We start from the raw sequence: 25023 nt of genomic DNA, 5'->3' as shown, positions 1-25023 counted from the left end.
CGTGAATGTGTTCAATTGACCGTCGGGTCAGTTGGTAAAGACACCTTCGGGTTGTGAGGTTAAGCGACTAAGCGTACACGGTGGATGCCTAGGCAATCAGAGGCGATGAAGGACGTGCTAATCTGCGATAAGCGTCGGTAAGGTGATATGAACCGTTATAACCGACGATTTCCGAATGGGGAAACCCAGTGCAATTCGTTGCACTATCGTTTGATGAATACATAGTCAAACGAAGCGAACCGAGGGAACTGAAACATCTCAGTACCTCGAGGAAAAGAAATCAACCGAGATTCCCCTAGTAGCGGCGAGCGAACGGGGAGCAGCCCAGAGTCTTAATCAGCATTAGCATCAGGAGAACGGTCTGGAAAGGCCGGCAGTAAAGGGTGATAGCCCCGTATCCGAAGGTGTTAGTGTTGTGAACTCGACGAGTAGGGCGGGACACGTGTTATCCTGTCTGAATATGGGGGGACCATCCTCCAAGGCTAAATACTCCTGATTGACCGATAGTGAACCAGTACCGTGAGGGAAAGGCGAAAAGAACCCCGGCGAGGGGAGTGAAATAGAACCTGAAACCGTGTACGTACAAGCAGTGGGAGCACTTTATGGTGTGACTGCGTACCTTTTGTATAATGGGTCAGCGACTTATATTCTGTAGCAAGGTTAACCGTATAGGGGAGCCGTAGGGAAACCGAGTCTTAACTGGGCGAATGAGTTGCAGGGTATAGACCCGAAACCCGGTGATCTAGCCATGGGCAGGTTGAAGGTTGGGTAACACTAACTGGAGGACCGAACCGACTAATGTTGAAAAATTAGCGGATGACTTGTGGCTGGGGGTGAAAGGCCAATCAAACCGGGAGATAGCTGGTTTCCCCGAAAGCTATTTAGGTAGCGCCTCGTGAACTCATCTTCGGGGGTAGAGCACTGTTTCGACTAGGGGGTCATCCCGACTTACCAACTCGATGCAAACTACGAATACCGAAGAATGTTATCACGGGAGACACACGGCGGGTGCTAACGTTCGTCGTGAAGAGGGAAACAACCCAGACCGCCAGCTAAGGTCCCAAAGTCATAGTTAAGTGGGAAACGAAGTGGGAAGGCTCAGACAGCCAGGATGTTGGCTTAGAAGCAGCCATCATTTAAAGAAAGCGTAATAGCTCACTGGTCGAGTCGGCCTGCGCGGAAGATGTAACGGGGCTAAACTATGCACCGAAGCTGCGGCAGCGATATGTAAATATTGTTGGGTAGGGGAGCGTTCTGTAAGCCTGTGAAGGTGTACTGTGAGGTATGCTGGAGGTATCAGAAGTGCGAATGCTGACATAAGTAACGATAATGCGGGTGAAAAACCCGCACGCCGGAAGACCAAGGGTTCCTGTCCAACGTTAATCGGGGCAGGGTGAGTCGACCCCTAAGGCGAGGCAGAAATGCGTAGTCGATGGGAAACGGGTTAATATTCCCGTACTGGTGATAATTGCGATGGGGGGACGGAGAAGGTTAGGCTAGCCGGGCGACGGTTGTCCCGGTTTAAGGATGTAGGCAGGTGAATTAGGCAAATCCGGTTCACTATATGCTGAGGTCTGATGACGAGTCACTACGGTGGCGAAGTAGCTCATACCCCGCTTCCAGGAAAAGCCTCTAAGCTCTAGATTATCATTAATCGTACCCCAAACCGACACAGGTGGTCAGGTAGAGAATACTCAGGCGCTTGAGAGAACTCGGGTGAAGGAACTAGGCAAAATGGTGCCGTAACTTCGGGAGAAGGCACGCTGGCATTAGGTGAAGTGATTTACTCATGGAGCTGAAGCCAGTCGCAGATACCAGCTGGCTGCAACTGTTTATTAAAAACACAGCACTGTGCAAACACGAAAGTGGACGTATACGGTGTGACGCCTGCCCGGTGCTGGAAGGTTAATTGATGGGGTTATCCGTAAGGAGAAGCTCTTGATCGAAGCCCCAGTAAACGGCGGCCGTAACTATAACGGTCCTAAGGTAGCGAAATTCCTTGTCGGGTAAGTTCCGACCTGCACGAATGGCGTAATGATGGCCAGGCTGTCTCCACCCGAGACTCAGTGAAATTGAACTCGCTGTGAAGATGCAGTGTACCCGCGGCAAGACGGAAAGACCCCGTGAACCTTTACTATAGCTTGACACTGAACATTGAGCCTTGATGTGTAGGATAGGTGGGAGGCTTTGAAGCGTGGACGCCAGTCTGCGTGGAGCCAACCTTGAAATACCACCCTTTAATGTTTGATGTTCTAACGTAGCCCCATTATCTGGGGTGCGGACAGTGTCTGGTGGGTAGTTTGACTGGGGCGGTCTCCTCCCAAAGAGTAACGGAGGAGCACGAAGGTTGGCTAAGCATGGTCGGACATCATGCGGTTAGTGCAAAGGCATAAGCCAGCTTGACTGCGAGAGTGACGGCTCGAGCAGGTACGAAAGTAGGTCTTAGTGATCCGGTGGTTCTGTATGGAAGGGCCATCGCTCAACGGATAAAAGGTACTCCGGGGATAACAGGCTGATACCGCCCAAGAGTTCATATCGACGGCGGTGTTTGGCACCTCGATGTCGGCTCATCACATCCTGGGGCTGAAGTAGGTCCCAAGGGTACGGCTGTTCGCCGTTTAAAGTGGTACGCGAGCTGGGTTTAGAACGTCGTGAGACAGTTCGGTCCCTATCTGCCGTGGGCGTTGGAAGATTGAAAGGGGCTGCTCCTAGTACGAGAGGACCGGAGTGGACGCACCACTGGTGTTCGGGTTGTCATGCCAATGGCATTGCCCGGTAGCTAAGTGCGGAAGAGATAACCGCTGAAAGCATCTAAGCGGGAAACTTGCCTTGAGATGAGTCTTCCCTGACTCTTTAAGGGTCCTAAAGGAACGTTTAAGACTAAGACGTTGATAGGTTGGGTGTGTAAGCGTAGCGATACGTTGAGCTAACCAATACTAATGAACCGTGAGGCTTAACCTGACAACACCGAAGGTGTTTTCGAGAAGAGAGATTGAGTTGATTTTCAAAGAAAGTGAGAAGCCGAAAGGTAGGCACACAGCTTGTTCAGGATTGAAGTTCTGGTTTAAGAGAAAACTTAGACGGGAATAAACAGAATTTGTCTGGCGGCAATAGCGCGGTGGTCCCACCTGACCCCATGCCGAACTCAGTAGTGAAACGCCGTAGCGCCGATGGTAGTGTGGGGTCTCCCCATGTGAGAGTAGGGAACTGCCAGACATCAATTTTTAAGGTTGTGTCAGTGCTGACTGACCGTACCATATTGCTGATATGGCTCAGTTGGTAGAGCACACCCTTGGTAAGGGTGAGGTCCCCAGTTCGAATCTGGGTATCAGCACCATGAATACTAAAATAGTTTAAAAGAATTTACCTAGCGGCAATAGCGCGGTGGTCCCACCTGACCCCATGCCGAACTCAGTAGTGAAACGCCGTAGCGCCGATGGTAGTGTGGGGTCTCCCCATGTGAGAGTAGGGAACTGCTAGGTTTTAAATATAAGAAGCCACCCAATGGGTGGCTTTTTGCTATCTAACGATCTGTACTTTCCAAAACTCTTCTCAATTTTTTACTTATCATATTATTTCCGCCTACATGCTATTCACTGTTAGGTCTGGCTGATAGACTTATAAAATCTTAGATCACTATTTGAAATGAAGGTAGTAATGAACCTGACCGCCGAACTCAAATCACTTAATAGCTTCGGTATTGATGCCAAAGCTATTAAGGTGAATATTGTACAAAGCGCTGATGCGCTGTACCAACAGTGGACAACAGCAAAAAATGGCAATCTTCCAGTACTGCTATTAGGCGGGGGAAGCAATGTGTTATTTACTGAAGACTTTGAAGGTGTGGTCATTGTAAACAGAATTAAAGGTATCGAAATTACTGAGTCTGCAGATGCTTGGCATGTACACGCATCCGCGGGGGAAAACTGGCATCAACTACTTGAAACATTGCTTCATAAAGGAATATATGGCGCAGAGAATTTAGCGCTGATCCCTGGATGCGTAGGTTCTGCACCGATACAAAATATTGGAGCTTATGGCTTAGAGCTAAAAGATATTTGTGAATATGTGGATATCCTCTGCTTAAATACAGGTCGAATCACTCGAATCCTTGCTGAAGAATGCGGTTTTGGATATCGAGACAGCATCTTTAAACATGAATATCAGAATTCACATGCGATTATCAGCGTTGGATTGATTTTTGCTAAGGAATGGTCACCAAAGCTAACATATGGTGATTTAGCTAAGCTCGATCCTAATACTGTAACGCCTTCTGATGTGTTTGATACGGTATGTGCGACTCGCAGAAGTAAATTACCGGATCCCGCTGTAACAGGTAATGCTGGTAGTTTCTTTAAAAATCCGGTCGTCTCTGGTGAACTCGCGGAGACAATCAAAGCTAGCTATCCTAATTGTCCTCAATACGCTCAGGCAGATGGAAATGTGAAATTAGCGGCAGGTTGGTTGATTGACCAATGTGGCTTAAAAGGTTATGAACTAGGTGGTGCTGCAGTTCATACACAGCAAGCTTTGGTATTGATCAATAGAGAGAATGCGACAGGAAAAGATATTGTGGAGCTCGCTAAGCATGTCAGCCACACAGTTGCACAGCATTTCGATATATTTTTGGAGCCTGAAGTTCGTTTTATAGGACGAAATGGAGAGGTCAATGCGATGGACTGTATACAATGAAAGAGATGAGTATTCCATTACAGGTTATCGATATTTTGGCGGATGGACAAATTCATTCAGGAGAACAACTGGGTGAACGCTTAGGAATGACGAGAGCGGCAATTAACAAACATATTAAAACATTGCGCTCATGGGGTCTCGATATTCAAACAGTGACTAGCAAAGGATATCAGCTTCCTTCGCAAATTAACCTACTGAGTAAAGAACGCATTGAACAGTATGTTACTGACTCTAATGTTATAGTTGAACCGGTTATCGATTCAACTAACCAATATATGTTGGATCGAATCCCTCATCTGCAATCTGGGGATACTTGCTTAGCTGAATACCAAAGTGCGGGAAGAGGTCGTCGCGGGCGCCAATGGATTTCGCCATTCGGATGTAACCTTTACCTTTCAACATATTGGAAGTTAGAGCAAGGTCCTGCTGCTGCGATTGGTTTGAGCTTAGTTGTTGGTATTGTGATTGCTGAAACCTTAAATAAATTATGTGGAAATAAAGTCAAAGTTAAATGGCCTAATGACCTCTACATGAATGATAAGAAGCTTGCTGGAATTCTGGTTGAACTAACCGGTAAAACTGGTGATGCAGCGCATATTATTATTGGTGTTGGTATCAATATTGGTATGAGTAAAAATATCATTAAAAAAGAAGAAACAATAAATCAAGCTTGGTCTGCATTAATTGATGAAATTGAAAATATTGAGAGAAATGAGTTAGCTGGAAATATTATTAATTCATTAAAAGAATCATTATGTATATTTGAGAAACAAGGATTGGAACCATTTTTGTCTCGATGGTTTGAATTAGATAATTTTTTAGGACGCAAGGTTAAATTATTGATTGGTAATGATATTGTTGTAGGTGTTGAAAAGGGAATAAATGAGCAGGGCGCTCTGTTATTACAAAAAGAAAATGGAGACATTATCCCCTATATTGGCGGTGAAATATCATTAAGATCGAATGAAAATTAATTAAATTGGCCGGATAATACCGGCCTTATCAATTATTTTCTTAAGCGTACATTCCTAATAGAATGATTTTCACCCTTAGTCATAATTAAACTTGCCCGTTCTTTAGTCGGCAAAATATTCTCTTCAAGATTTAAACCATTAATCTCATCCCAAATTGAACTCGCTACATTGATAGCTTCTTCTTCACTGAGTTTAGAGTAATTATGGAAATATGAATCGGGATCAGAAAACGCACCTTGTCTAAATTTCAAAAAGCGTCCGATATACCATTGCTTCAGTAATTGAGGGTCAGCATCAACATAAATGGAAAAATCAACAAAATCAGAAACAAAGACATGGTGAGGATCTTGAGGGTAGTCCATATCACTTTGCAGGACGTTTAACCCTTCTAATATTAAAATATCAGGTTGGTCGATAACTTGTGTCTGATCAGGAACAATATCGTATGTTAAATGCGAATAAACAGGTGCTGCAACATTGCGCGCTCCTGACTTGATTTGAGAAACAAAGTTAACCAACTTCCGCATATCGTAAGATTGCGGAAAACCTTTTTTCTTCATTATATCTTTGTCGCGCAAGACTTGGTTTGGATATAAAAAGCCATCGGTAGTAATCAAATCAACTTTTCGATGTTCTGGCCAACGGGTTAGTAGCGCTTGTAGCAAACGAGCGGTAGTGCTTTTTCCTACAGCAACACTACCAGCGATACCAATGATATAGGGTACCTTTGCACCATTAGTCCCTAAAAATTGCTCTAACACCGCCTGACGGCGCAAATTGGAACTTATATAAAAGTTCAGCAGACGCGAAAGAGGAAGATAAATTTCGATGACATCATCCATGGAGAGCTCTTCATTAATACCTTTAAGTTCAAGAAGCTCACTTGATGATAATGTTAGAGGTACAGAATCACGCAAAGTGGCCCAATGCTCTCTATCGAACTCTAAATATGGTGTCGTCATAAAATTTTCTTTTTGTTTCATAAGCCAACATCTGCCTATTGTGTGCAGGTTGGACAGGCTGCAAAAGCATCTGTATCCATAAAATTTGGTAGCATCATAGCGAGTGAAGAGAAGTAGGCGTAGGTTTTTTTGTGTTTTATGTGAATTTTTTTTGACGTATGCAAAAAAAAGCAGGATTTTTGCTGAAAAACTAAACGATAAAAATAGGGGAAAAACTGTGATAGTGAATAAAAAAATTATATTTTACGAAACCAAACTCGATAACGGTGCTTTACTCCTAAGATTATAATCGATTATAGTTGATGGCTGCTGTTGATGTTTTAATCTCAAAATAGATAAAAAATCAACAAAATCGCAAAAAGTGAATAAAATATGAGCAAATGAACAAAAAATTAAATTTTTTTGTTGCAACCTGCGCTCACTCTCCCTAGAATGCGCAGCACTTGATGCCGGCATAGCTCAGTTGGTAGAGCAACTGACTTGTAATCAGTAGGTCCCGAGTTCGACTCTTGGTGCCGGCACCATTAAAAATTTGGATAGGTGGGATACCCAAGCGGCCAAAGGGAGCAGACTGTAAATCTGCCGTCACAGACTTCGAAGGTTCGAATCCTTCTCCCACCACCATCTCCAATAAGCTTCTATAAGCTTTGCGGAAAACAGTTTAACAGCTGATAACTCAGGTAGCCGAGTTCATTGCGGGCATCGTATAATGGCTATTACCTCAGCCTTCCAAGCTGATGATGCGGGTTCGATTCCCGCTGCCCGCTCCAAGATGTGCTGATATAGCTCAGTTGGTAGAGCACACCCTTGGTAAGGGTGAGGTCGGCAGTTCGAATCTGCCTATCAGCACCACTTCCCCGATGTTCTCAATTATCTCCTGTTTTGTCTCCTGTAAAGAAAGAATACAAGCGAATTTAATCCTTGCTTGGTTGATGTGGTTTAACCACCGATTCCGTGTCTTAGAGGGACAATCTAATGTCTAAAGAAAAATTTGAACGTTCAAAACCGCACGTTAACGTTGGTACAATCGGCCACGTTGACCATGGTAAAACTACCCTGACAGCAGCAATCACTACTGTTCTGGCGAAAACTTACGGCGGTAACGCTCGTGCATTCGACCAAATCGATAACGCACCAGAAGAAAAAGCGCGTGGTATCACCATTTCTACTTCTCACGTAGAATACGATACTCCAACTCGCCACTACGCACACGTAGACTGCCCAGGTCACGCCGACTATGTTAAAAACATGATCACTGGTGCTGCGCAGATGGACGGTGCAATTCTGGTTGTTGCTGCGACTGATGGCCCAATGCCACAAACTCGTGAGCACATCCTGTTAGGTCGCCAAGTAGGTGTTCCTTACATCATCGTTTTCCTGAACAAATGTGACATGGTAGACGACGAAGAACTGTTAGAATTAGTTGAAATGGAAGTTCGTGAACTTCTGTCTCAATACGATTTCCCAGGCGACGACACTCCAGTTGTTCGCGGTTCAGCACTGAAAGCGCTGGAAGGCAACCCAGAGTGGGAAGCGAAAATTGTTGAATTAGCAGGCTACCTGGATTCTTACATCCCAGAACCAGAGCGTGCAATTGACAAGCCATTCCTGCTGCCAATCGAAGACGTATTCTCAATCTCTGGTCGTGGTACAGTAGTAACAGGCCGTGTTGAGCGTGGTATCATCAAAGTTGGTGAAGAAGTTGAAATCGTTGGTATCCAAGCAACGGCTAAGACGACTTGTACTGGCGTTGAAATGTTCCGTAAACTGCTGGACGAAGGTCGTGCGGGTGAGAACGTTGGTGTTCTGCTGCGTGGTACTAAGCGTGAAGAAATTCAACGTGGTCAAGTACTGGCTAAACCAGGTTCAATCAAGCCACACACTCAATTCGAATCAGAAGTTTATATTCTGAGCAAAGATGAAGGTGGTCGTCATACTCCATTCTTCAAAGGCTACCGTCCACAGTTCTACTTCCGTACAACTGACGTAACCGGTACTATCGAACTGCCAGAAGGCGTAGAGATGGTAATGCCAGGCGACAACATCAACATGATCGTGACTCTGATTCACCCAATCGCGATGGATGATGGTTTACGTTTCGCAATCCGTGAAGGTGGTCGTACTGTAGGTGCGGGTGTTGTTGCAAAAATCATTGCATAATACCGCTCTTTCTGAATAAGAAAGAACCACAGAAAAAGGGACGTCTTAGGACGTCCTTTTTGTTTTTATATAGCTCATTAATTTGTTTTATTTTCAAATATTGCAATTAATGATAATTGAAATGCCAATCATTTTCATTTAAACTTGCTGTATGTAATTTGTGCAGGTAAATGATCATGTATGTATGCCTTTGTGAAGCAATCACTGATAAACAAATCAGGAACGTGGCGCGTAAATATCATGTCACCTCTTTGAAAGGGCTACGTCAGATTTTGCCAGTAGGGCGCGAATGCGGAAAATGTATCCGACAAACGCGCGAGATTCTGCAGGAAGAACTTCAGCATCTAGAAGAACAGTGTATTGAACACGTCGCATAACCCTTTCACATACCCCTTTATTGTTCAGTTAAAATTCGTCACGCAGATAACTGTGTAAATATTATTCTTATCATCAATTTCAGTACTACACTTATAGGACTGGAAGCGATGGAGGTAATATGAAAGGCGATAAAAAAATGATAGCCCACTTAAATAAATTACTGGGCAATGAACTTGTTGCAATTAATCAATATTTTCTACATGCCCGGATGTTTAAAAATTGGGGGCTAACTAAACTCAATGAAATGGAATATCACGAGTCGATTGATGAAATGAAACACGCGGATAAGTACATTGAGCGCATTTTATTTCTCGAAGGTATTCCGAATCTACAAGATCTAGGTAAGCTGAACATTGGTGAAGATGTCGAAGAGATGCTTGCTTCAGATTTGAAATTAGAACTCGATGGAGCCAAAAATTTAAAAGAAGCTATTAGCTATGCGGATTCAATCCATGATTATGTTAGCCGAGATTTAATGATAGAAATTCTTGCAGATGAAGAAAATCATATAGATTGGATTGAAACTCAGCTGGAATTGATCAAACGTTTAGGTATTCAAAACTATCTTCAAGCACAAGTTATTGAAGAATAGTTTTGTATGATTGGCGAAAACATAATTAGGCCCAGTAATGGGCCTTTTTTATATCTGCTAAATTTGCACATCAGAAAATTCGCACATATTTTCCCCGATTGCTTGCGTTTCGCGATAAATTACGTATAATGCGCGGGCTTACTGATGAGTAAGCCCTAAATTTTAGGACTGAAATCTCAGTATTGAGTCAACGATTTGTTGCTCATTTAGACAATACTCCCGATATGGGGGTTACATCAAGAACGATTACACTCCCCTATCAATCGAAATGGGTGCGAGGAGTAATCATTTACGTTTATAAAATAGTTGGAGCTCTGGTCTCATGCAGAACCAAAGAATCCGTATCCGCCTGAAAGCTTTTGATCATCGTTTAATCGATCAATCAACTGCGGAAATCGTAGAGACTGCTAAGCGCACTGGTGCGCAAGTACGTGGTCCTATCCCGCTGCCGACACGTAAAGAGCGTTTTACCGTTCTGATCTCTCCGCACGTTAACAAAGACGCGCGTGATCAGTACGAAATTCGCACTCACAAACGTCTGGTTGACATCGTTGAGCCAACCGAGAAGACCGTTGATGCTCTGATGCGTCTGGATCTGGCTGCCGGCGTTGACGTGCAGATCAGCCTGGGTTAATCAGGTCGTCGAACGATTGAGAGGTTGAAACAATGATTGGTTTAGTCGGTAAGAAAGTGGGAATGACTCGTATCTTCACTGAAGATGGCGTATCTATCCCTGTAACTGTTATCGAAATTGAAAATAACCGCGTTACTCAGGTTAAAACTGCAGAAACTGACGGTTACAATGCAATTCAGGTTACTACTGGTAGCAAAAAAGCTAACCGTGTAACTAAGCCTGAAGCAGGTCATTTCGCTAAAGCTGGCGTTGAAGCTGGCCGCATTCTGCGTGAATTCCGTACTGAAGAGGGTACTGAATTTAACGTAGGTCAAAGCATTAGCGTTGAAATTTTCGCTGACGTTAAAAAAGTCGACGTTACTGGTACATCTAAAGGTAAAGGTTTTGCCGGCACAGTTAAGCGCTGGAATTTCCGTACTCAAGATGCTACTCACGGTAACTCCTTGTCTCACCGTGTTCCGGGTTCTATCGGTCAGAACCAGACTCCGGGCAAAGTGTTTAAAGGCAAGAAAATGGCAGGCCAACTGGGTAATGAACGTGTAACTGTTCAAAGCTTAGATGTAGTACGTGTTGACGCTGAGCGCAACCTGCTGCTGGTCAAAGGTGCTGTTCCAGGAGCAACTGGCAGCAACCTGATCGTAAAACCGGCTGTCAAGGCTTAACGTCGAGGAGATAGGAATGGAATTGGTAATGAAAGACGCGCAAAGCGCGCTGACTGTTTCCGAAACTACCTTCGGGCGTGATTTCAATGAAGCGCTTGTTCACCAAGTAGTTGTTGCGTATGCAGCTGGTGCTCGTCAAGGTACTCGTGCTCAGAAAACTCGTGCTGAAGTTTCTGGTTCTGGTAAAAAACCATGGCGTCAAAAAGGCACAGGCCGTGCACGTTCTGGTTCAATCAAGAGCCCAATCTGGCGCTCTGGTGGTGTTAGCTTCGCAGCTAAACCACAGGACCACAGTCAAAAAGTTAATAAGAAGATGTACCGCGGTGCTCTGAAAAGCATCCTGTCTGAATTGGTACGTCAAGATCGTCTGATCGTTGTCGAGCAGTTCTCTGTAGAAGCGCCTAAAACTAAGCTGCTGGCACAGAAACTGAAAGATATGGCTCTGCAAGATGTTCTGATCATCACTGCTGAATTAGATGAAAATCTGTTCTTAGCAGCACGTAACCTGTACAAGGTTGACGTTCGTGATGCAGCAGGTATCGACCCAGTTAGCCTGATTGCTTTCGACAAAGTGGTTATGACTGCTGATGCTGTGAAGCAAGTTGAGGAGATGCTGGCATGATCCGTGAAGAACGTCTGCTACAAGTACTGCGCGCGCCGCACGTATCTGAAAAAGCTTCTACAGCGATGGAAAAAAGCAATACCATCGTTCTCAAAGTTGCAAAAGACGCAACTAAAGCAGAAATCAAAGCTGCTGTACAGAAACTGTTTGAAGTTGAAGTTGAAGGTGTTAACACTTTGCTGGTTAAAGGCAAAACTAAACGCCACGGTCAGCGTTCTGGTCGTCGTAGTGACTGGAAAAAAGCTTACGTTACGCTGAAAGAAGGCCAGAATCTGGACTTCGTTAGCGGCGCAGAGTAAGTCGGAGGAGTAAAGAACAATGGCAGTTGTTAAATGTAAACCTACGTCTCCGGGCCGTCGCCACGTTGTTAAAGTGGTTAACCCTGAGCTGCATAAGGGTAAGCCTTATGCTCCGCTGTTAGAAAAAAACAGCAAATCCGGTGGTCGTAACAACAATGGCCGTATCACTACCCGTCATATTGGTGGTGGCCATAAGCAGCATTATCGTTTAGTTGACTTCAAACGCAACAAAGACGGTATCCCTGCAGTTGTTGAACGTTTGGAATATGATCCAAACCGTTCTGCGAACATTGCACTGGTACTATATAAAGACGGTGAACGTCGTTATATTCTTGCACCAAAAGGCCTGAAAGCTGGTGACCAGATTCAATCTGGCGTTGATTCAGCTATCAAAGCTGGTAACGCACTGCCAATGCGCAACATCCCTGTTGGTTCTACAGTTCATAACATCGAACTGAAACCAGGTAAAGGTGGTCAGTTAGCGCGTTCAGCAGGTACTTACGCTCAAATCGTTGCTCGTGATGGTGCTTATGTCACCCTGCGTCTGCGTTCTGGTGAAATGCGTAAAGTTTTAGCTGATTGCCGTGCAACCTTAGGTGAAGTTGGTAACGCTGAGCATATGTTACGAGTTCTCGGTAAAGCTGGTGCTAGCCGCTGGCGTGGTATTCGTCCTACCGTTCGCGGTACTGCGATGAACCCAGTTGACCATCCACATGGTGGTGGTGAAGGCCGTAACTTTGGTAAACACCCAGTAACACCATGGGGCGTTCAGACCAAAGGTAAGAAAACTCGTAGTAACAAGCGTACTGATCAATTCATCGTACGTCATCGTTCTAAAAAATAATTAGAGGATAAGCCATGCCACGTTCTCTCAAGAAAGGTCCTTTTATTGACCTGCACTTGCTGAAGAAGGTAGAGAAAGCGGTGGAAAGCGGAGACAAGAAGCCTCTCAAGACTTGGTCCCGTCGTTCAACGATCTTTCCTAATATGATCGGATTGACCATCGCTGTCCATAATGGTCGTCAGCATGTTCCAGTATTCGTAACCGACGAAATGGTTGGTCACAAACTGGGTGAATTCGCACCGACTCGCACTTATCGCGGCCACGCGGCAGATAAGAAAGCTAAGAAACGTTAAGGATAGGAGGAAGAGATGGAAACTTTAGCTATGCATCGCCACGCTCGTTCTTCTGCCCAGAAGGTTCGCTTAGTAGCCGACCTGATTCGCGGTAAGAAAGTGTCGCAAGCTCTGGAAATTCTGACCTACACCAACAAGAAAGCTGCTGGTTTAGTGAAGAAAGTACTGGAATCTGCTATTGCTAACGCAGAGCAAAACGATGGCGCTGACATTGATGACCTGAAAGTTGCGAAAATTTTCGTAGACGAAGGTCCAACTATGAAACGCATCATGCCGCGTGCGAAAGGCCGTGCAGATCGTATTCTTAAGCGCACCAGCCACATTACTGTGGTTGTGTCCGATCGCTGAGACTCTGGAGACTAGCAATGGGTCAGAAAGTACATCCTAATGGTATTCGCCTGGGTATTGTCAAACCTTGGAACTCTACTTGGTATGCGAATACTAATGAATTCGCTGACAACCTAGACAGCGACTTTAAAGTACGCCAGTACTTGAATAAAGAATTGGCAAAAGCGTCAATTTCACGCATCGTAATCGAGCGTCCTGCTAAAAGCATCCGTGTGACTATTCACACTGCTCGCCCAGGTATCGTTATCGGTAAGAAAGGTGAAGACGTTGAAAAACTGCGTAAAACAGTAGCGGATATCGCTGGTGTTCCTGCGCAAATCAATATCGCCGAAGTTCGTAAACCAGAACTGGACGCTAAATTAGTTGCTGACAGCATCTCTTCACAGCTGGAACGTCGTGTTATGTTCCGTCGTGCTATGAAGCGTGCAGTACAGAACGCAATGCGTCTGGGCGCTAAAGGTATCAAAGTTGAAGTCAGTGGCCGTTTAGGCGGTGCTGAAATCGCTCGTACCGAGTGGTATCGTGAAGGCCGTGTGCCACTGCACACATTACGTGCTGACATCGATTACAACACTTCAGAAGCGCACACCACTTATGGTGTTCTCGGCGTTAAGGTATGGATCTTCAAAGGTGAGATTCTGGGTGGTATGGCTGCAGTTGAACAAGCTGAGAAACCAGCTGCTCAACCTAAAAAGCAGCAGCGTAAAGGCCGCAAGTAAGGAGCGTCGCTATGTTACAACCAAAGCGTACAAAATTCCGTAAGGTGCACAAAGGCCGCAACCGTGGTCTGGCGCAAGGTACGGATGTTAGCTTCGGCACTTTCGGTCTTAAAGCTGTTGGCCGTGGTCGTCTGACTGCACGTCAGATCGAAGCGGCACGTCGTGCTATGACCCGTGCTGTTAAGCGTCAAGGTAAAATCTGGATTCGTGTATTCCCAGACAAGCCAATCACTGAAAAGCCACTCGAAGTTCGTATGGGTAAAGGTAAAGGTAACGTAGAATATTGGGTTGCCTTAATTCAGCCTGGTAAAGTCCTGTATGAAATGGACGGTGTGCCTGAAGAGCTGGCTCGTGAAGCATTCTCTCTGGCAGCAGCGAAACTGCCTATCAAAACCACCTTTGTAACTAAGACGGTGATGTAATGAAAGCACAAGAGCTGCGCGAAAAAAGCGTAGAAGAGCTGAACGCTGAACTTTTAAACCTGTTACGTGAGCAATTTAACTTACGTATGCAGGCTGCGAGTGGTCAGCTGCAACAGTCTCATCTAATGAAACAAGTGCGTCGTGATATCGCACGCGTGAAGACTTTACTGACTGAGAAGGCAGGTGCGTAATGAACGATAAAATCCGTACTCTGCAAGGTCGTGTAGTTAGTGACAAAATGGAGAAATCTATTGTTGTTGCTATCGAGCGTATGGTGAAACACCCTCTGTATGGTAAATTCATCCGTCGTACGACTAAATTGCACGTACATGACGAGAACAATGAATGTGGAATTGGTGACGTGGTAGAAATCCGCGAAACTCGTCCACTGTCTAAGACTAAGTCTTGGGCCTTAGTTCGCGTTGTAGAAAAAGCTGTTCTGTAATAGAATAGATTTTTCGTGATGAATAAACGGCTCTTTTTGATCGAGCCGTTTATTTTTTCCTGTCCAACACGAAGATGTGGTGTTATAATGCCGCGCCCTCGTAGTATGGGTATATTTGAACGGCCTCTTCATAATGAGGTGGCTCAGTAGTAGTTGACATTTAGCGGAGCACTAAAATGATCCAAGAACAGACTATGCTGAACGTGGCCGACAACTCCGGTGCACGTCGCGTAATGTGTATCAAGGTTCTAGGTGGCTCGCACCGTCGCTATGCACATGTAGGCGACATCATTAAAATTACTGTTAAGGAAGCAATTCCACGCGGTAAAGTTAAAAAGGGTGATGTCCTGAAAGCGGTAGTGGTGCGCACCAAGAAGGGTGTACGTCGCCCTGACGGTTCTGTCATTCGCTTCGATGGTAATGCTTGTGTGTTATTAAACAATAACAGTGAGCAAGTAATCGGTACGCGTATTTTTGGGCCGGTAACTCGTGAACTTCGTAATGAGAAGTTTATGAAAATTATCTCTCTGGCACCTGAAGTACTCTAAGGAGCGAACTATGGCAGCGAAAATCCGTCGTGATGACGAAGTTATCGTGCTAACTGGGAAAGACAAAGGTAAGCGCGGTAAAGTAAAGCAGGTTATTTCTTCTAGTAAAGTTATCGTTGAAGGTATCAATCTGGTTAAAAAACATCAGAAGCCAGTTCCGGCTCTGAACCAACCAGGTGGCATCGTTGAAAAAGAAGCGGCTATTCAAGTTTCTAACGTTGCAATCTTTAACGCGGCAACTGGCAAGGCTGACCGTGTAGGCTTTAGATTCGAAGACGGCAAAAAAGTCCGTTTCTTCAAATCTAACAGTGAAACTATCAAGTAATTTTTGGAGTATACGATGGCGAAACTGCATGATTACTATAAAGACGAAGTAGTTAATAAACTCATGACTGAGTTTAACTACACTTCTGTCATGCAAGTCCCTCGGGTCGAGAAGATCACCCTGAATATGGGTGTTGGTGAAGCGATCGCTGATAAAAAACTGCTGGATAACGCAGCAGCTGACTTAACAGCAATCTCTGGTCAAAAACCATTGATCACCAAAGCACGCAAATCTGTTGCAGGCTTCAAAATCCGTCAGGGCTATCCAATCGGCTGTAAAGTAACTCTGCGTGGCGAACGCATGTGGGAGTTCCTTGAGCGTCTGATTTCTATTGCTGTACCACGTATTCGTGACTTCCGTGGCTTGTCCGCTAAGTCTTTCGATGGTCGCGGTAACTACAGCATGGGTGTACGTGAACAAATCATCTTCCCTGAAATCGATTACGATAAAGTGGATCGTGTACGTGGTTTAGATATTACTATCACCACTACTGCGAAATCTGATGATGAAGGTCGCGCACTGTTAGCAGCGTTCAACTTCCCGTTCCGCAAGTAAGGCAGGTTACTCATGGCTAAGAAATCTATGAAAGCGCGTGATGTTAAGCGTGCTAAATTAGCTGAGAAATTCTTCGCAAAACGCGTAGAACTGAAAGCTATCATCTCTGATGTTAAAGCATCTGATGAAGATCGCTGGGACGCTGTTCTCAAGCTGCAAACACTGCCACGTGATTCAAGTCCTTCTCGTCAGCGTAACCGCTGCCGTCAAACTGGGCGTCCGCATGGTTTCCTGCGGAAATTTGGTCTGAGCCGTATTAAAGTCCGTGAAGCCGCTATGCGCGGTGAAATCCCGGGCCTTAAAAAGGCTAGTTGGTAATTGTCACCATATTGAATCACGGGAGTAAAGACAGATGAGCATGCAAGATCCCATCGCGGATATGCTGACCCGTATCCGTAACGGTCAGGCCGCGAATAAAGTTGCGGTCACCATGCCTTCCTCCAAGCTGAAAGTGGCGATTGCCAAAGTGCTGAAGGAAGAAGGTTATATTGAAGATTTTAAAATTGAAGGCGACATCAAGCCAGAATTGGAACTGACTTTACGTTATTTCCAAGGTAAGGCTGTCGTAGAAAGCATCCAGCGTGTAAGCCGCCCAAGTCTGCGCATCTATAAGAAAAAAGATGAGCTGCCACAAGTTATGGCTGGCTTAGGTATCGCTGTTGTTTCTACCTCTAAAGGTGTCATGACTGATCGTGCAGCTCGCCAAGCTGGTCTTGGTGGCGAGATTCTCTGCTACGTAGCTTAATTCGGGAGGAAAGAATGTCTCGTGTGGCAAAAGCACCCGTCGTCATTCCTGCCGGCGTAGAGGTAAAACTCAACGGTCAGGTTATTTCGATCAAGGGTAAAAACGGCGAGCTTACTCGTACTATCCATAATGCAGTTGAAGTTAAACATGAAGATGGCCACTTAACTTTCGCTCCGCGCGAAGGTTTTGCTGATGCATGGGCACAAGCGGGTACTTCTCGCTCACTGCTGAATGCAATGGTTATCGGTGTTACCGAAGGCTTCACCAAAAAACTTCAACTGGTCGGTGTTGGTTACCGTGCAGCAATCAAAGGCAACGCAGTAAGCTTGTCTTTAGGTTTCTCGCATCCGGTTGAACACGCACTGCCAGCAGGCATTACTGCTGAATGTCCAACACAAACTGAAATCGTACTGAAAGGTGCGGATAAGCAAGTGATTGGTCAAGTTGCAGCAGAACTGCGTGCTTACCGTCGTCCTGAGCCTTATAAAGGCAAAGGTGTTCGTTACGCCGATGAAATCGTGCGTACTAAAGAGGCTAAGAAGAAGTAAGGTAACACTATGGATAAGAAAGCAGCTCGTATCCGTCGTGCGACCCGCGCACGCCGCAAGATCCAAGAGTTGGGTGCGACTCGCCTGGTGGTACATCGTACTCCACGCCATATTTATGCGCAGGTTATTGCACCTAACGGTTCTGAAACATTGGTTGCCGCTTCTACTACAGAAAAAGCTATCAATGAGCAAGTGAAATTCACTGGAAACAAAGATGCAGCAGCAGCAGTTGGTAAATTAATTGCTGAGCGTGCACTGGAAAAAGGCATCACTGTTGTTGCTTTTGACCGTTCTGGTTTCCAATATCATGGTAGAGTCCAGGCACTGGCAGATGCTGCCCGTGAAGCTGGCCTTCAGTTCTAAGGTAGAGGTGTAAGATGTCTCACATCGAAAAACAAGCTGGCGAACTGCAGGAAAAGCTGATCGCGGTAAACCGCGTAGCTAAAACCGTTAAAGGTGGCCGTATTTTCAGCTTTACCGCACTGACTGTAGTTGGTGATGGTAACGGTCGCGTTGGTTTTGGTTACGGCAAAGCGCGCGAAGTTCCGGCAGCAATCCAGAAAGCGATGGAAAAAGCCCGTCGCAGTATGAAAACCGTTGCTCTAAACAACGGCACATTATTCCACCCAGTGAAAGGTACACACACCGGTTCTCGCGTGTTTATGCAACCTGCTCACGAAGGTACCGGTATTATTGCCGGTGGTGCAATGCGTGCTGTTTTAGAGGTAGCTGGAGTTCGCAACGTACTGGCTAAAACCTATGGTTCCACTAACCCAATCAACGTGGTTCGTGCAACACTGGATGCTTTAGACAGCATGAAGTCTCCAGAAATGGTCGCAGCTAAGCGTGGAAAATCCGTCGAAGAAATTCTGGGGTAATCAGCCATGGCTAAGACTATTAAAATTACACAAGTTCGCAGTTCAATCGGTCGTCTGCCGAAACACAAGGCAACACTGGTCGGTTTAGGTCTGCGTCGCATTGGTCATACAGTAGAGCGCGAGGATACTCCTGCTGTTCGTGGTATGATCAACTTGGTTTCCTACATGGTTAAAGTTGAGGAGTAAGAGATGCGTTTAAATACTCTGTCTCCGGCTGAAGGTGCCAAGCACGCGCCTAAACGCGTAGGTCGTGGTATCGGTTCTGGTCTGGGTAAAACCGGCGGTCGTGGTCACAAAGGTCAGAAGTCTCGTTCTGGCGGTGGCGTACGTCGTGGTTTCGAAGGTGGCCAGATGCCTTTATACCGTCGTTTACCGAAATTCGGTTTCACTTCACGTAAAGCAATGATCACTGCGGAAATCCGTCTGTCTGATTTTGCTTCTGTTGAAGGCGATGTTATTGATCTGAACGCACTGAAAGCCGCGAACGTTATTGACATCCAGATTGAATACGCAAAAGTTATTCTGTCTGGCGAAGTGAATCGTGCAGTTACTGTACGTGGCCTTCGTGTTACTAAAGGTGCTCGCGCTGCAATCGAAGCTGCCGGCGGTAAAATTGAGGAATAAGTGACAGATGGCTAAACAACCAGGATTAGATTTCCAAAGTGCCAAAGGTGGAGCTGGCGAACTAAAACGCAGACTTTTGTTTGTTATTGGGGCGCTAATTGTTTTCCGAATTGGTTCTTTTATTCCAATCCCTGGTATTGATGCCACTGTGCTTGCCAAATTGCTCGAACAGCAACAAGGCACCATCATTGAAATGTTTAACATGTTCTCTGGTGGTGCTCTTAGCCGTGCTTCTATCTTTGCTCTGGGTATCATGCCGTATATTTCGGCATCGATCATTGTCCAGTTATTATCTGTGGTTAACCCACGATTAGCAGAGATCAAGAAGGAAGGAGAAGCAGGTCGTCGGAAGATAAGCCAATATACTCGCTGGGGTACTCTGGTATTAGCAATATTCCAATCTATTGGTATTGCAATGGGTCTACCGAATATGCCAGGGATGCAGGGATTAGTTCTTGATCCAGGCCTCCCATTCTACTTCACGGCAGTTGTTAGCTTAGTCACAGGAACTATGTTCCTTATGTGGTTAGGTGAGCAGATAACTGAAAGAGGTATCGGTAACGGTATTTCAATTATTATCTTCGCTGGTATCGTTGCGGGTCTCCCGCCGGCTATTGGCCATACCATCGAGCAAGCTCGGCAAGGCGATCTGCACTTCCTCCTGTTGCTGTTGGTTGCGGTATTAGTATTCGCGGTAACTTTCTTTGTAGTGTTTATGGAACGTGGTCAACGTCGTATCGTCGTAAACTACGCTAAACGCCAACAAGGACGCCGTGTCTACGCTGCACAAAGTACACATTTACCGTTAAAAGTGAATATGGCGGGTGTAATTCCTGCAATTTTTGCTTCCAGTATCATACTATTCCCGGGTACAATAGCGTCTTGGTTTGGTGATGGAACTGGCTGGGACTGGCTGACTACAGTATCTATGTACTTACAGCCTGGACAACCGTTATATGTGTTGCTTTATGCCTCTGCGATCATCTTCTTCTGTTTCTTCTATACTGCGTTGGTTTTCAACCCAAGAGAAACAGCAGATAACCTGAAGAAGTCCGGTGCATTTGTACCAGGAATTCGTCCGGGAGAGCAAACGGCCAAGTACATCGATAAGGTAATGACACGATTAACATTAATCGGTGCTCTTTATATTACCTTTATCTGCCTAATCCCGGAGTTCATGCGTGACGCAATGAAAGTACCTTTTTACTTTGGTGGTACTTCCCTCTTAATCGTGGTTGTCGTTATCATGGACTTTATGGCTCAAGTGCAAACTCTGATGATGTCAAGTCAGTATGAGTCTGCATTGAAGAAAGCAAATCTAAAAGGTAAATAATCACGCGAGTGATTATGGTTTGCTTAGAAGTTACGGAGAGTAAAAATGAAAGTTCGTGCTTCCGTCAAGAAATTATGCCGTAACTGCAAAATTATCCGTCGCAATGGTAGCGTTCGTGTGATTTGCAGTGTTGAGCCAAGACATAAACAACGTCAAGGCTAAGAAAAAGCATTTTTTTCTTGCAAAGTTGGGTTGAGCTGGCTAAATTAGCCAGCCAATCTTTTTTATCTAAGATACATTATTGTTTGAGTATCCTGAAAACGGGCTTTTCAGCACAGTAATGTATATTTTAACTTAGGAGTGCATAGTGGCCCGTATAGCAGGCATTAACATTCCTGATCATAAACATACCGTAATCGCTTTAACATCGATTTTCGGCATCGGCAAAACTCGTTCACAGGCTATCTGTGAAGCAACTGGTATTGCTGAAAATGTTAAGATCAGTGAGCTGTCTGAAGAACAAATCGACAAGCTGCGTGACGAAGTTGCTAAATACGTTGTAGAAGGTGACTTACGCCGTGAAATTACCCTGAGCATCAAGCGTCTGATGGACCTTGGATGTTACCGTGGTTTACGTCATCGTCGTGGTCTTCCTGTGCGCGGACAGCGTACTAAGACTAACGCTCGTACCCGCAAGGGTCCGCGTAAGCCGATCAAGAAATAAGTCGGGGTATTGAATAATGGCAAAGGCACCAGTTCGTGCACGTAAGCGTGTAAGAAAACAAGTCTCAGACGGTGTGGCTCATATCCATGCTTCTTTCAACAACACAATCGTTACCATTACTGACCGTCAGGGTAACGCATTAGGTTGGGCAACTGCCGGTGGTTCCGGTTTCCGTGGTTCTCGCAAATCCACTCCGTTCGCAGCTCAAGTTGCGGCAGAGCGTTGCGCAGAAGCTGTGAAAGAATACGGAATCAAAAACCTGGAAGTTATGGTTAAGGGACCGGGTCCGGGTCGCGAATCAACAATTCGTGCTCTGAACGCCGCTGGTTTCCGCATCACTAATATTACTGATGTGACTCCTATCCCTCATAACGGTTGTCGCCCACCGAAAAAACGTCGCGTTTAATACGTTTCGTTTTTTTTAGGACTGTTGGAGAAAGAAAATGGCTAGATATTTGGGTCCTAAGCTCAAGCTGAGCCGTCGCGAAGGAACAGACCTCTTCCTGAAGTCTGGTGTTCGCGCGATTGACACCAAGTGTAAATTAGAACAGGCACCTGGCCAGCACGGTGCGCGTAAACCGCGTCTGTCTGACTATGGTGTTCAGTTACGTGAAAAACAAAAAGTTCGTCGTATTTACGGTGTTCTGGAACGTCAATTCCGTAACTATTATAAAGAAGCAACTCGCCTGAAAGGCAACACAGGTGAAAACCTGCTGACCCTGCTGGAAGGTCGTTTAGATAACGTCGTTTATCGTATGGGCTTTGGCGCAACTCGCGCAGAAGCACGTCAAATGGTTAGCCACAAAGCTATCATGGTAAATGGTCGTGTAGTTAATATCGCTTCTTATCAGGTTTCCCCGAATGACGTTATCAGCGTTCGTGAGAAAGCTAAAAAACAGTCTCGTATCAAGGCTGCTTTAGAGCTGGCTGAACAGCGTGAGAAGCCAACTTGGCTGGAAGTTGATGCTGCTAAAATGGAAGGTGTGTTCAAGCGTATTCCTGAACGTACTGACTTGTCTGCGGACATTAACGAACACCTGATCGTCGAGCTTTACTCCAAGTAAAGCTTAGCACCAAAGAGAGGACACAATGCAGGGTTCTGTGACAGAGTTTCTAAAACCGCGCCTGGTAGATATCGAGCAAGTGAGTTCGACGCACGCTAAGGTGACCCTTGAGCCTTTAGAGCGCGGCTTTGGCCACACTCTAGGTAACGCACTGCGCCGTATTCTGCTTTCGTCTATGCCGGGTTGTGCGGTGACAGAGGTTGAGATTGATGGTGTACTGCATGAGTACAGCACCAAAGAAGGTGTACAGGAAGATATCCTGGAGATTCTCCTCAACCTGAAAGGGCTGGCGGTAAAAGTTCAGGGGAAAGATGAAGTTATTTTAACCTTGAATAAATCTGGCATTGGCCCTGTGACTGCAGCCGACATCATCCATGATGGTGATGTCGAAATCGTCAAGCCACAGCATGTGATCTGCCACCTCACTGACGAAAGCGCATCTGTAAATATGCGTATTAAAGTTCAGCGTGGTCGTGGTTATGTGCCGGCTTCTGCCCGAGTTCATTCGGAAGAAGATGAGCGCCCAATCGGTCGTCTGTTAGTCGATGCTTGCTATAGCCCTGTAGAGCGTATTGCCTACAATGTTGAAGCAGCTCGTGTTGAGCAGCGTACTGACTTGGATAAGTTAGTAATCGAAATGGAAACTAATGGTACAATCGATCCTGAAGAGGCGATTCGCCGTGCAGCTACCATCCTGGCTGAACAACTTGAAGCTTTTGTTGACCTACGTGATGTACGTCAGCCAGAAGTTAAAGAAGAGAAACCAGAATTCGATCCTATCTTACTGCGCCCAGTTGACGATCTGGAATTGACTGTCCGCTCTGCTAACTGCCTCAAAGCAGAAGCTATCCACTACATCGGTGATCTGGTACAGCGTACAGAAGTTGAGTTGCTCAAAACTCCGAACCTCGGTAAGAAATCTCTTACTGAAATTAAGGACGTCTTGGCATCTCGTGGTCTTTCTCTGGGCATGCGCTTAGAAAATTGGCCACCAGCAAGTATTGCTGATGATTAGGATCACAGGTTAAGGTTTTACTGAGAAGGATAAGGTCATGCGCCATCGTAAGAGTGGTCGTCAATTGAACCGCAACAGCAGCCACCGCCAAGCTATGTTCCGTAACATGGCAGGTTCTTTAGTTCGTCATGAAATCATCAAGACGACTCTGCCTAAAGCGAAAGAACTGCGTCGCGTCGTTGAGCCGCTGATTACTCTTGCCAAGACCGACAGCGTAGCTAATCGTCGTCTGGCATTCGCACGTACTCGTGATAACGAGATCGTTGCAAAACTATTTAATGAACTGGGACCTCGTTTCGCAGCTCGCGCAGGTGGTTACACTCGTATTCTTAAGTGTGGCTTCCGCGCAGGTGACAACGCTCCGATGGCTTACATCGAGCTTGTTGACCGTGCTGTTGAGTCTCAAGAAGCAGCTGCAGAGTAATCTGTAATTGCTTTCAAGAAAACCGGGTGTATTGCCCGGTTTTTTTGTACCTGCTATTCTAACCCTCCAAATTAATTCTTTTCCATCCTTGAATTTTTATTTTCTATCCATACTTATAGGCATAAGCAAATGAGCATGTATAAGATAGGTCAAATAGCTAAGTTGGCAGATGTTACACCAGATACGATCCGTTTTTATGAAAAACAGGGGTTGATGGGGCACAAAACGAGAACGGAAGGTGGCTACCGGTTGTTTACGGAGCAAGATTTACAGCGCCTACGTTTTATCCGTTATGCTAAGCAGCTAGGATTTACACTTGAAGCGATTACTGAGTTATTATCAATTCGTGTTGACCCCGAACATCACACTTGTCAGGAATCAAAAAATATTGTTGATATTAGACTGATTGAAGTAGAAAAAAAGATCCAAGAGCTGATCATCATGAGAGACTCATTGAAAACCTTGAGTTCAGCATGCTGTGGTGATGAGCATGCATCAACATACTGCTCTATCATGGAGATTTTGGAAAAAGGCGCATCAAAAATTTATTAATTTAAAACTGATTATGAAGGTAGATTATGAATAAGTATCAGCATAAGCGTGGTGAGATTAAAGATAATGCCATTGAGGCACTGTTGCATGACCCTCTATTTCGTCAGAGAGTTGAGAAAAATAAGAAAGGCAAAGGAAGCTATACAAGAAAAGGAAAAACCAATAAGGCAGATAACTGGGAGGCCAGTGGTAATCGGTTAATAAACTTATTACCACTGACCTTTTAGTTATTTTTTATTCTGTTCTTTCAGTAAGTCACGAATTTCAGACAGTAAAACTTCTTCTGTAGATGGTGCAGCAGGCTCTGCTGGTGCAGCTTCTTCTTTTTCACGACGAACTTTGTTCATTACTTTGATCGCCATAAAAATAGCAAATGCGACAATAACAAAATCAAAAACAGTTTGGATAAACATCCCATAATTCATTACGACGGCAGGTACACTTCCTTCCGCTTCTCGAAGTACAAGGCTGAATTGTTTAAAATCTACACCACCAATGATTAGTCCAAGTGGGGGCATGATCACATCGGCGACTAGCGAAGAAACAATTTTACCAAATGCGGCACCAATAATAATACCGACTGCCATATCCACAACGTTGCCCTTCATGGCAAATTCGCGGAACTCTTTTAAAAAACTCATGTACGACCCCTTCCCTTTATTTATTAACTAAATGACTAAACGTGTGGAACCACGTATCAAA

The 25023-nt window shown here is 45.2% G+C and carries 37 protein-coding genes, 5 tRNA genes and 3 rRNA genes; 43 read left to right on the top strand and 2 right to left on the bottom strand.

Annotation, left to right across the window (positions count from 1 at the left end; genetic code table 11):
* Positions 1–57 precede the first annotated feature (57 nt).
* From M5X66_RS17275 to birA, 6 genes are all read left to right on the top strand, one after another.
* Positions 58–2961: ribosomal RNA gene (locus M5X66_RS17275) — 23S ribosomal RNA — on the top strand.
* A 139-nt stretch (positions 2962–3100) separates the two neighbouring features.
* Positions 3101–3216 (top strand): 5S ribosomal RNA (gene rrf, locus M5X66_RS17270).
* Between the two features lie 45 nt (positions 3217–3261).
* Positions 3262–3337: transfer RNA gene (locus M5X66_RS17265), tRNA-Thr, on the top strand.
* Between the two features lie 29 nt (positions 3338–3366).
* Positions 3367–3482 (top strand): 5S ribosomal RNA (gene rrf / locus M5X66_RS17260).
* 175 nt (positions 3483–3657) lie between these two features.
* Positions 3658–4692, top strand: a complete 1035-nt coding sequence (gene murB, locus M5X66_RS17255; protein ID WP_036950944.1) for a UDP-N-acetylmuramate dehydrogenase — start codon at positions 3658–3660, stop codon at positions 4690–4692.
* Positions 4689–5666 (top strand): bifunctional biotin--[acetyl-CoA-carboxylase] ligase/biotin operon repressor BirA, encoded by a 978-nt coding sequence (gene birA / locus M5X66_RS17250; RefSeq protein ID WP_036950942.1) that lies wholly within the window; start codon positions 4689–4691, stop codon positions 5664–5666. Before murB ends, birA begins: the two co-directional genes overlap by 4 nt.
* Positions 5667–5698: 32 nt before the next feature.
* Here the strand turns inward: birA and coaA are convergent, their stop codons facing one another.
* Positions 5699–6649, bottom strand: coding sequence for a type I pantothenate kinase (gene coaA, locus M5X66_RS17245; RefSeq protein ID WP_036950939.1), 951 nt, complete (start codon positions 6647–6649; stop codon positions 5699–5701).
* 427 nt (positions 6650–7076) lie between these two features.
* Between coaA and M5X66_RS17240 the strand changes: the two genes are divergently transcribed.
* From M5X66_RS17240 to M5X66_RS17060, 37 genes are all read left to right on the top strand, one after another.
* Positions 7077–7152: transfer RNA gene (locus M5X66_RS17240), tRNA-Thr, on the top strand.
* A gap of 15 nt (positions 7153–7167) precedes the next feature.
* Positions 7168–7252: transfer RNA gene (locus tag M5X66_RS17235), tRNA-Tyr, on the top strand.
* A 71-nt stretch (positions 7253–7323) separates the two neighbouring features.
* Positions 7324–7398 (top strand) — tRNA-Gly (locus M5X66_RS17230).
* 6 nt (positions 7399–7404) lie between these two features.
* A tRNA-Thr gene (locus M5X66_RS17225) sits at positions 7405–7480 on the top strand.
* A gap of 123 nt (positions 7481–7603) precedes the next feature.
* Entirely contained in the window at positions 7604–8788 is a 1185-nt protein-coding gene (gene tuf, locus M5X66_RS17220) for an elongation factor Tu (RefSeq protein ID WP_187128653.1), read from the top strand.
* 176 nt (positions 8789–8964) lie between these two features.
* Positions 8965–9165 carry a bacterioferritin-associated ferredoxin gene (gene bfd / locus M5X66_RS17215; protein ID WP_036955919.1) on the top strand — a complete coding sequence of 67 codons (201 nt, stop codon included), beginning with the start codon at positions 8965–8967 and terminating at the stop codon, positions 9163–9165.
* 119 nt (positions 9166–9284) lie between these two features.
* Positions 9285–9758, top strand: coding sequence for a bacterioferritin (bfr, locus tag M5X66_RS17210; protein WP_036955915.1), 474 nt, complete (start codon positions 9285–9287; stop codon positions 9756–9758).
* Positions 9759–10080: 322 nt separating this feature from the next.
* Positions 10081–10392: a 30S ribosomal protein S10 gene (gene rpsJ, locus M5X66_RS17205; protein WP_001181005.1), complete on the top strand. Its 312-nt coding sequence runs from the start codon at positions 10081–10083 to the stop codon at positions 10390–10392.
* A 32-nt stretch (positions 10393–10424) separates the two neighbouring features.
* Positions 10425–11054 carry a 50S ribosomal protein L3 gene (rplC, locus tag M5X66_RS17200; protein WP_036955911.1) on the top strand — a complete coding sequence of 210 codons (630 nt, stop codon included), beginning with the start codon at positions 10425–10427 and terminating at the stop codon, positions 11052–11054.
* A gap of 16 nt (positions 11055–11070) precedes the next feature.
* Positions 11071–11676 (top strand): 50S ribosomal protein L4, encoded by a 606-nt coding sequence (gene rplD / locus M5X66_RS17195; protein ID WP_036955909.1) that lies wholly within the window; start codon positions 11071–11073, stop codon positions 11674–11676.
* A complete protein-coding gene (rplW, locus tag M5X66_RS17190; protein ID WP_006657015.1) occupies positions 11673–11975 on the top strand; it encodes a 50S ribosomal protein L23 in 303 nt (100 codons plus the stop codon). The genes rplD and rplW overlap by 4 nt, the downstream gene beginning before the upstream one ends.
* Positions 11976–11994: 19 nt before the next feature.
* Positions 11995–12819, top strand: coding sequence for a 50S ribosomal protein L2 (rplB, locus tag M5X66_RS17185; RefSeq protein ID WP_006657016.1), 825 nt, complete (start codon positions 11995–11997; stop codon positions 12817–12819).
* A gap of 14 nt (positions 12820–12833) precedes the next feature.
* A complete protein-coding gene (gene rpsS / locus M5X66_RS17180) occupies positions 12834–13112 on the top strand; it encodes a 30S ribosomal protein S19 (protein ID WP_004265426.1) in 279 nt (92 codons plus the stop codon).
* Positions 13113–13127: 15 nt separating this feature from the next.
* Complete coding sequence (gene rplV, locus M5X66_RS17175) at positions 13128–13460, top strand: 50S ribosomal protein L22 (RefSeq protein ID WP_004265430.1); 333 nt, start codon at positions 13128–13130, stop codon at positions 13458–13460.
* A 17-nt stretch (positions 13461–13477) separates the two neighbouring features.
* A complete protein-coding gene (gene rpsC / locus M5X66_RS17170) occupies positions 13478–14179 on the top strand; it encodes a 30S ribosomal protein S3 (RefSeq protein WP_004907131.1) in 702 nt (233 codons plus the stop codon).
* Positions 14180–14190: 11 nt separating this feature from the next.
* Positions 14191–14601, top strand: coding sequence for a 50S ribosomal protein L16 (rplP, locus tag M5X66_RS17165; RefSeq protein WP_004926449.1), 411 nt, complete (start codon positions 14191–14193; stop codon positions 14599–14601).
* Positions 14601–14792, top strand: coding sequence for a 50S ribosomal protein L29 (rpmC, locus tag M5X66_RS17160; RefSeq protein WP_006657017.1), 192 nt, complete (start codon positions 14601–14603; stop codon positions 14790–14792). The genes rplP and rpmC overlap by 1 nt, the downstream gene beginning before the upstream one ends.
* Complete coding sequence (gene rpsQ / locus M5X66_RS17155) at positions 14792–15046, top strand: 30S ribosomal protein S17 (RefSeq protein ID WP_006657018.1); 255 nt, start codon at positions 14792–14794, stop codon at positions 15044–15046. The genes rpmC and rpsQ overlap by 1 nt, the downstream gene beginning before the upstream one ends.
* A 176-nt stretch (positions 15047–15222) precedes the next feature.
* Entirely contained in the window at positions 15223–15594 is a 372-nt protein-coding gene (gene rplN / locus M5X66_RS17150) for a 50S ribosomal protein L14 (protein WP_004265449.1), read from the top strand.
* A gap of 10 nt (positions 15595–15604) precedes the next feature.
* Positions 15605–15919 carry a 50S ribosomal protein L24 gene (rplX, locus tag M5X66_RS17145; RefSeq protein WP_004265452.1) on the top strand — a complete coding sequence of 105 codons (315 nt, stop codon included), beginning with the start codon at positions 15605–15607 and terminating at the stop codon, positions 15917–15919.
* A gap of 15 nt (positions 15920–15934) precedes the next feature.
* Positions 15935–16474: a 50S ribosomal protein L5 gene (gene rplE, locus M5X66_RS17140; protein WP_006657019.1), complete on the top strand. Its 540-nt coding sequence runs from the start codon at positions 15935–15937 to the stop codon at positions 16472–16474.
* A gap of 12 nt (positions 16475–16486) precedes the next feature.
* Positions 16487–16792 carry a 30S ribosomal protein S14 gene (rpsN, locus tag M5X66_RS17135; protein ID WP_004265458.1) on the top strand — a complete coding sequence of 102 codons (306 nt, stop codon included), beginning with the start codon at positions 16487–16489 and terminating at the stop codon, positions 16790–16792.
* 34 nt (positions 16793–16826) lie between these two features.
* Positions 16827–17219 carry a 30S ribosomal protein S8 gene (rpsH, locus tag M5X66_RS17130; protein ID WP_004907134.1) on the top strand — a complete coding sequence of 131 codons (393 nt, stop codon included), beginning with the start codon at positions 16827–16829 and terminating at the stop codon, positions 17217–17219.
* A 14-nt stretch (positions 17220–17233) separates the two neighbouring features.
* Positions 17234–17767 carry a 50S ribosomal protein L6 gene (rplF, locus tag M5X66_RS17125; protein ID WP_006657020.1) on the top strand — a complete coding sequence of 178 codons (534 nt, stop codon included), beginning with the start codon at positions 17234–17236 and terminating at the stop codon, positions 17765–17767.
* 9 nt (positions 17768–17776) lie between these two features.
* The gene (gene rplR / locus M5X66_RS17120; protein WP_006816326.1) at positions 17777–18130 is read left to right on the top strand and encodes a 50S ribosomal protein L18; all 354 of its coding nucleotides are present in this window, start codon (positions 17777–17779) and stop codon (positions 18128–18130) included.
* Between the two features lie 14 nt (positions 18131–18144).
* A complete protein-coding gene (rpsE, locus tag M5X66_RS17115) occupies positions 18145–18645 on the top strand; it encodes a 30S ribosomal protein S5 (RefSeq protein WP_006657022.1) in 501 nt (166 codons plus the stop codon).
* A 6-nt stretch (positions 18646–18651) separates the two neighbouring features.
* Entirely contained in the window at positions 18652–18831 is a 180-nt protein-coding gene (rpmD, locus tag M5X66_RS17110; RefSeq protein ID WP_006657023.1) for a 50S ribosomal protein L30, read from the top strand.
* A gap of 3 nt (positions 18832–18834) precedes the next feature.
* Positions 18835–19269 (top strand): 50S ribosomal protein L15, encoded by a 435-nt coding sequence (gene rplO, locus M5X66_RS17105; protein ID WP_006657024.1) that lies wholly within the window; start codon positions 18835–18837, stop codon positions 19267–19269.
* A gap of 7 nt (positions 19270–19276) precedes the next feature.
* Positions 19277–20602 (top strand): preprotein translocase subunit SecY, encoded by a 1326-nt coding sequence (gene secY / locus M5X66_RS17100; protein ID WP_036955906.1) that lies wholly within the window; start codon positions 19277–19279, stop codon positions 20600–20602.
* A gap of 45 nt (positions 20603–20647) precedes the next feature.
* A complete protein-coding gene (rpmJ, locus tag M5X66_RS17095) occupies positions 20648–20764 on the top strand; it encodes a 50S ribosomal protein L36 (RefSeq protein ID WP_004265484.1) in 117 nt (38 codons plus the stop codon).
* 145 nt (positions 20765–20909) lie between these two features.
* On the top strand, positions 20910–21266 hold the full coding sequence (rpsM, locus tag M5X66_RS17090; RefSeq protein WP_004907144.1) for a 30S ribosomal protein S13: 357 nt from the start codon (positions 20910–20912) through the stop codon (positions 21264–21266).
* Positions 21267–21282: 16 nt separating this feature from the next.
* Positions 21283–21672, top strand: coding sequence for a 30S ribosomal protein S11 (gene rpsK / locus M5X66_RS17085; RefSeq protein ID WP_004388621.1), 390 nt, complete (start codon positions 21283–21285; stop codon positions 21670–21672).
* Between the two features lie 37 nt (positions 21673–21709).
* Positions 21710–22330, top strand: coding sequence for a 30S ribosomal protein S4 (gene rpsD / locus M5X66_RS17080; RefSeq protein ID WP_004265487.1), 621 nt, complete (start codon positions 21710–21712; stop codon positions 22328–22330).
* Between the two features lie 25 nt (positions 22331–22355).
* Positions 22356–23345, top strand: a complete 990-nt coding sequence (locus tag M5X66_RS17075) for a DNA-directed RNA polymerase subunit alpha (protein WP_036955903.1) — start codon at positions 22356–22358, stop codon at positions 23343–23345.
* A 37-nt stretch (positions 23346–23382) separates the two neighbouring features.
* Positions 23383–23769, top strand: coding sequence for a 50S ribosomal protein L17 (gene rplQ, locus M5X66_RS17070; protein ID WP_036955900.1), 387 nt, complete (start codon positions 23383–23385; stop codon positions 23767–23769).
* A gap of 135 nt (positions 23770–23904) precedes the next feature.
* Complete coding sequence (gene zntR, locus M5X66_RS17065) at positions 23905–24321, top strand: Zn(2+)-responsive transcriptional regulator (protein ID WP_036955922.1); 417 nt, start codon at positions 23905–23907, stop codon at positions 24319–24321.
* 26 nt (positions 24322–24347) lie between these two features.
* Positions 24348–24548 carry an alternative ribosome-rescue factor A gene (locus M5X66_RS17060; RefSeq protein WP_036955893.1) on the top strand — a complete coding sequence of 67 codons (201 nt, stop codon included), beginning with the start codon at positions 24348–24350 and terminating at the stop codon, positions 24546–24548.
* Here M5X66_RS17060 and mscL read toward each other — a convergent pair whose 3' ends face one another.
* Positions 24549–24962 (bottom strand): large-conductance mechanosensitive channel protein MscL, encoded by a 414-nt coding sequence (mscL, locus tag M5X66_RS17055; protein ID WP_036955890.1) that lies wholly within the window; start codon positions 24960–24962, stop codon positions 24549–24551.
* Positions 24963–25023 lie beyond the last annotated feature (61 nt).

The sequence above is a fragment of the Providencia sp. PROV188 genome, assembly GCF_027595165.1.
Lineage (GTDB): Bacteria > Pseudomonadota > Gammaproteobacteria > Enterobacterales > Enterobacteriaceae > Providencia > Providencia lanzhouensis.
This window is presented reverse-complemented; position numbering and strand designations above follow the sequence as displayed.

Bases quoted from the DNA above. Each gene is read 5' to 3' on its own strand.
- murB (WP_036950944.1), top strand. From the start codon at position 3,658: ATGAACCTGACCGCCGAACTCAAATCACTTAATAGCTTCGGTATTGAT.
- birA (WP_036950942.1), top strand. From the start codon at position 4,689: ATGAAAGAGATGAGTATTCCATTACAGGTTATCGATATTTTGGCGGAT.
- coaA (WP_036950939.1), bottom strand. From the start codon at position 6,649: ATGAAACAAAAAGAAAATTTTATGACGACACCATATTTAGAGTTCGAT.
- tuf (WP_187128653.1), top strand. From the start codon at position 7,604: ATGTCTAAAGAAAAATTTGAACGTTCAAAACCGCACGTTAACGTTGGT.
- bfd (WP_036955919.1), top strand. From the start codon at position 8,965: ATGTATGTATGCCTTTGTGAAGCAATCACTGATAAACAAATCAGGAAC.
- bfr (WP_036955915.1), top strand. From the start codon at position 9,285: ATGAAAGGCGATAAAAAAATGATAGCCCACTTAAATAAATTACTGGGC.
- rpsJ (WP_001181005.1), top strand. From the start codon at position 10,081: ATGCAGAACCAAAGAATCCGTATCCGCCTGAAAGCTTTTGATCATCGT.
- rplC (WP_036955911.1), top strand. From the start codon at position 10,425: ATGATTGGTTTAGTCGGTAAGAAAGTGGGAATGACTCGTATCTTCACT.
- rplD (WP_036955909.1), top strand. From the start codon at position 11,071: ATGGAATTGGTAATGAAAGACGCGCAAAGCGCGCTGACTGTTTCCGAA.
- rplW (WP_006657015.1), top strand. From the start codon at position 11,673: ATGATCCGTGAAGAACGTCTGCTACAAGTACTGCGCGCGCCGCACGTA.
- rplB (WP_006657016.1), top strand. From the start codon at position 11,995: ATGGCAGTTGTTAAATGTAAACCTACGTCTCCGGGCCGTCGCCACGTT.
- rpsS (WP_004265426.1), top strand. From the start codon at position 12,834: ATGCCACGTTCTCTCAAGAAAGGTCCTTTTATTGACCTGCACTTGCTG.
- rplV (WP_004265430.1), top strand. From the start codon at position 13,128: ATGGAAACTTTAGCTATGCATCGCCACGCTCGTTCTTCTGCCCAGAAG.
- rpsC (WP_004907131.1), top strand. From the start codon at position 13,478: ATGGGTCAGAAAGTACATCCTAATGGTATTCGCCTGGGTATTGTCAAA.
- rplP (WP_004926449.1), top strand. From the start codon at position 14,191: ATGTTACAACCAAAGCGTACAAAATTCCGTAAGGTGCACAAAGGCCGC.
- rpmC (WP_006657017.1), top strand. From the start codon at position 14,601: ATGAAAGCACAAGAGCTGCGCGAAAAAAGCGTAGAAGAGCTGAACGCT.
- rpsQ (WP_006657018.1), top strand. From the start codon at position 14,792: ATGAACGATAAAATCCGTACTCTGCAAGGTCGTGTAGTTAGTGACAAA.
- rplN (WP_004265449.1), top strand. From the start codon at position 15,223: ATGATCCAAGAACAGACTATGCTGAACGTGGCCGACAACTCCGGTGCA.
- rplX (WP_004265452.1), top strand. From the start codon at position 15,605: ATGGCAGCGAAAATCCGTCGTGATGACGAAGTTATCGTGCTAACTGGG.
- rplE (WP_006657019.1), top strand. From the start codon at position 15,935: ATGGCGAAACTGCATGATTACTATAAAGACGAAGTAGTTAATAAACTC.
- rpsN (WP_004265458.1), top strand. From the start codon at position 16,487: ATGGCTAAGAAATCTATGAAAGCGCGTGATGTTAAGCGTGCTAAATTA.
- rpsH (WP_004907134.1), top strand. From the start codon at position 16,827: ATGAGCATGCAAGATCCCATCGCGGATATGCTGACCCGTATCCGTAAC.
- rplF (WP_006657020.1), top strand. From the start codon at position 17,234: ATGTCTCGTGTGGCAAAAGCACCCGTCGTCATTCCTGCCGGCGTAGAG.
- rplR (WP_006816326.1), top strand. From the start codon at position 17,777: ATGGATAAGAAAGCAGCTCGTATCCGTCGTGCGACCCGCGCACGCCGC.
- rpsE (WP_006657022.1), top strand. From the start codon at position 18,145: ATGTCTCACATCGAAAAACAAGCTGGCGAACTGCAGGAAAAGCTGATC.
- rpmD (WP_006657023.1), top strand. From the start codon at position 18,652: ATGGCTAAGACTATTAAAATTACACAAGTTCGCAGTTCAATCGGTCGT.
- rplO (WP_006657024.1), top strand. From the start codon at position 18,835: ATGCGTTTAAATACTCTGTCTCCGGCTGAAGGTGCCAAGCACGCGCCT.
- secY (WP_036955906.1), top strand. From the start codon at position 19,277: ATGGCTAAACAACCAGGATTAGATTTCCAAAGTGCCAAAGGTGGAGCT.
- rpmJ (WP_004265484.1), top strand. From the start codon at position 20,648: ATGAAAGTTCGTGCTTCCGTCAAGAAATTATGCCGTAACTGCAAAATT.
- rpsK (WP_004388621.1), top strand. From the start codon at position 21,283: ATGGCAAAGGCACCAGTTCGTGCACGTAAGCGTGTAAGAAAACAAGTC.
- rpsD (WP_004265487.1), top strand. From the start codon at position 21,710: ATGGCTAGATATTTGGGTCCTAAGCTCAAGCTGAGCCGTCGCGAAGGA.
- M5X66_RS17075 (WP_036955903.1), top strand. From the start codon at position 22,356: ATGCAGGGTTCTGTGACAGAGTTTCTAAAACCGCGCCTGGTAGATATC.
- rplQ (WP_036955900.1), top strand. From the start codon at position 23,383: ATGCGCCATCGTAAGAGTGGTCGTCAATTGAACCGCAACAGCAGCCAC.
- zntR (WP_036955922.1), top strand. From the start codon at position 23,905: ATGTATAAGATAGGTCAAATAGCTAAGTTGGCAGATGTTACACCAGAT.
- M5X66_RS17060 (WP_036955893.1), top strand. From the start codon at position 24,348: ATGAATAAGTATCAGCATAAGCGTGGTGAGATTAAAGATAATGCCATT.
- mscL (WP_036955890.1), bottom strand. From the start codon at position 24,962: ATGAGTTTTTTAAAAGAGTTCCGCGAATTTGCCATGAAGGGCAACGTT.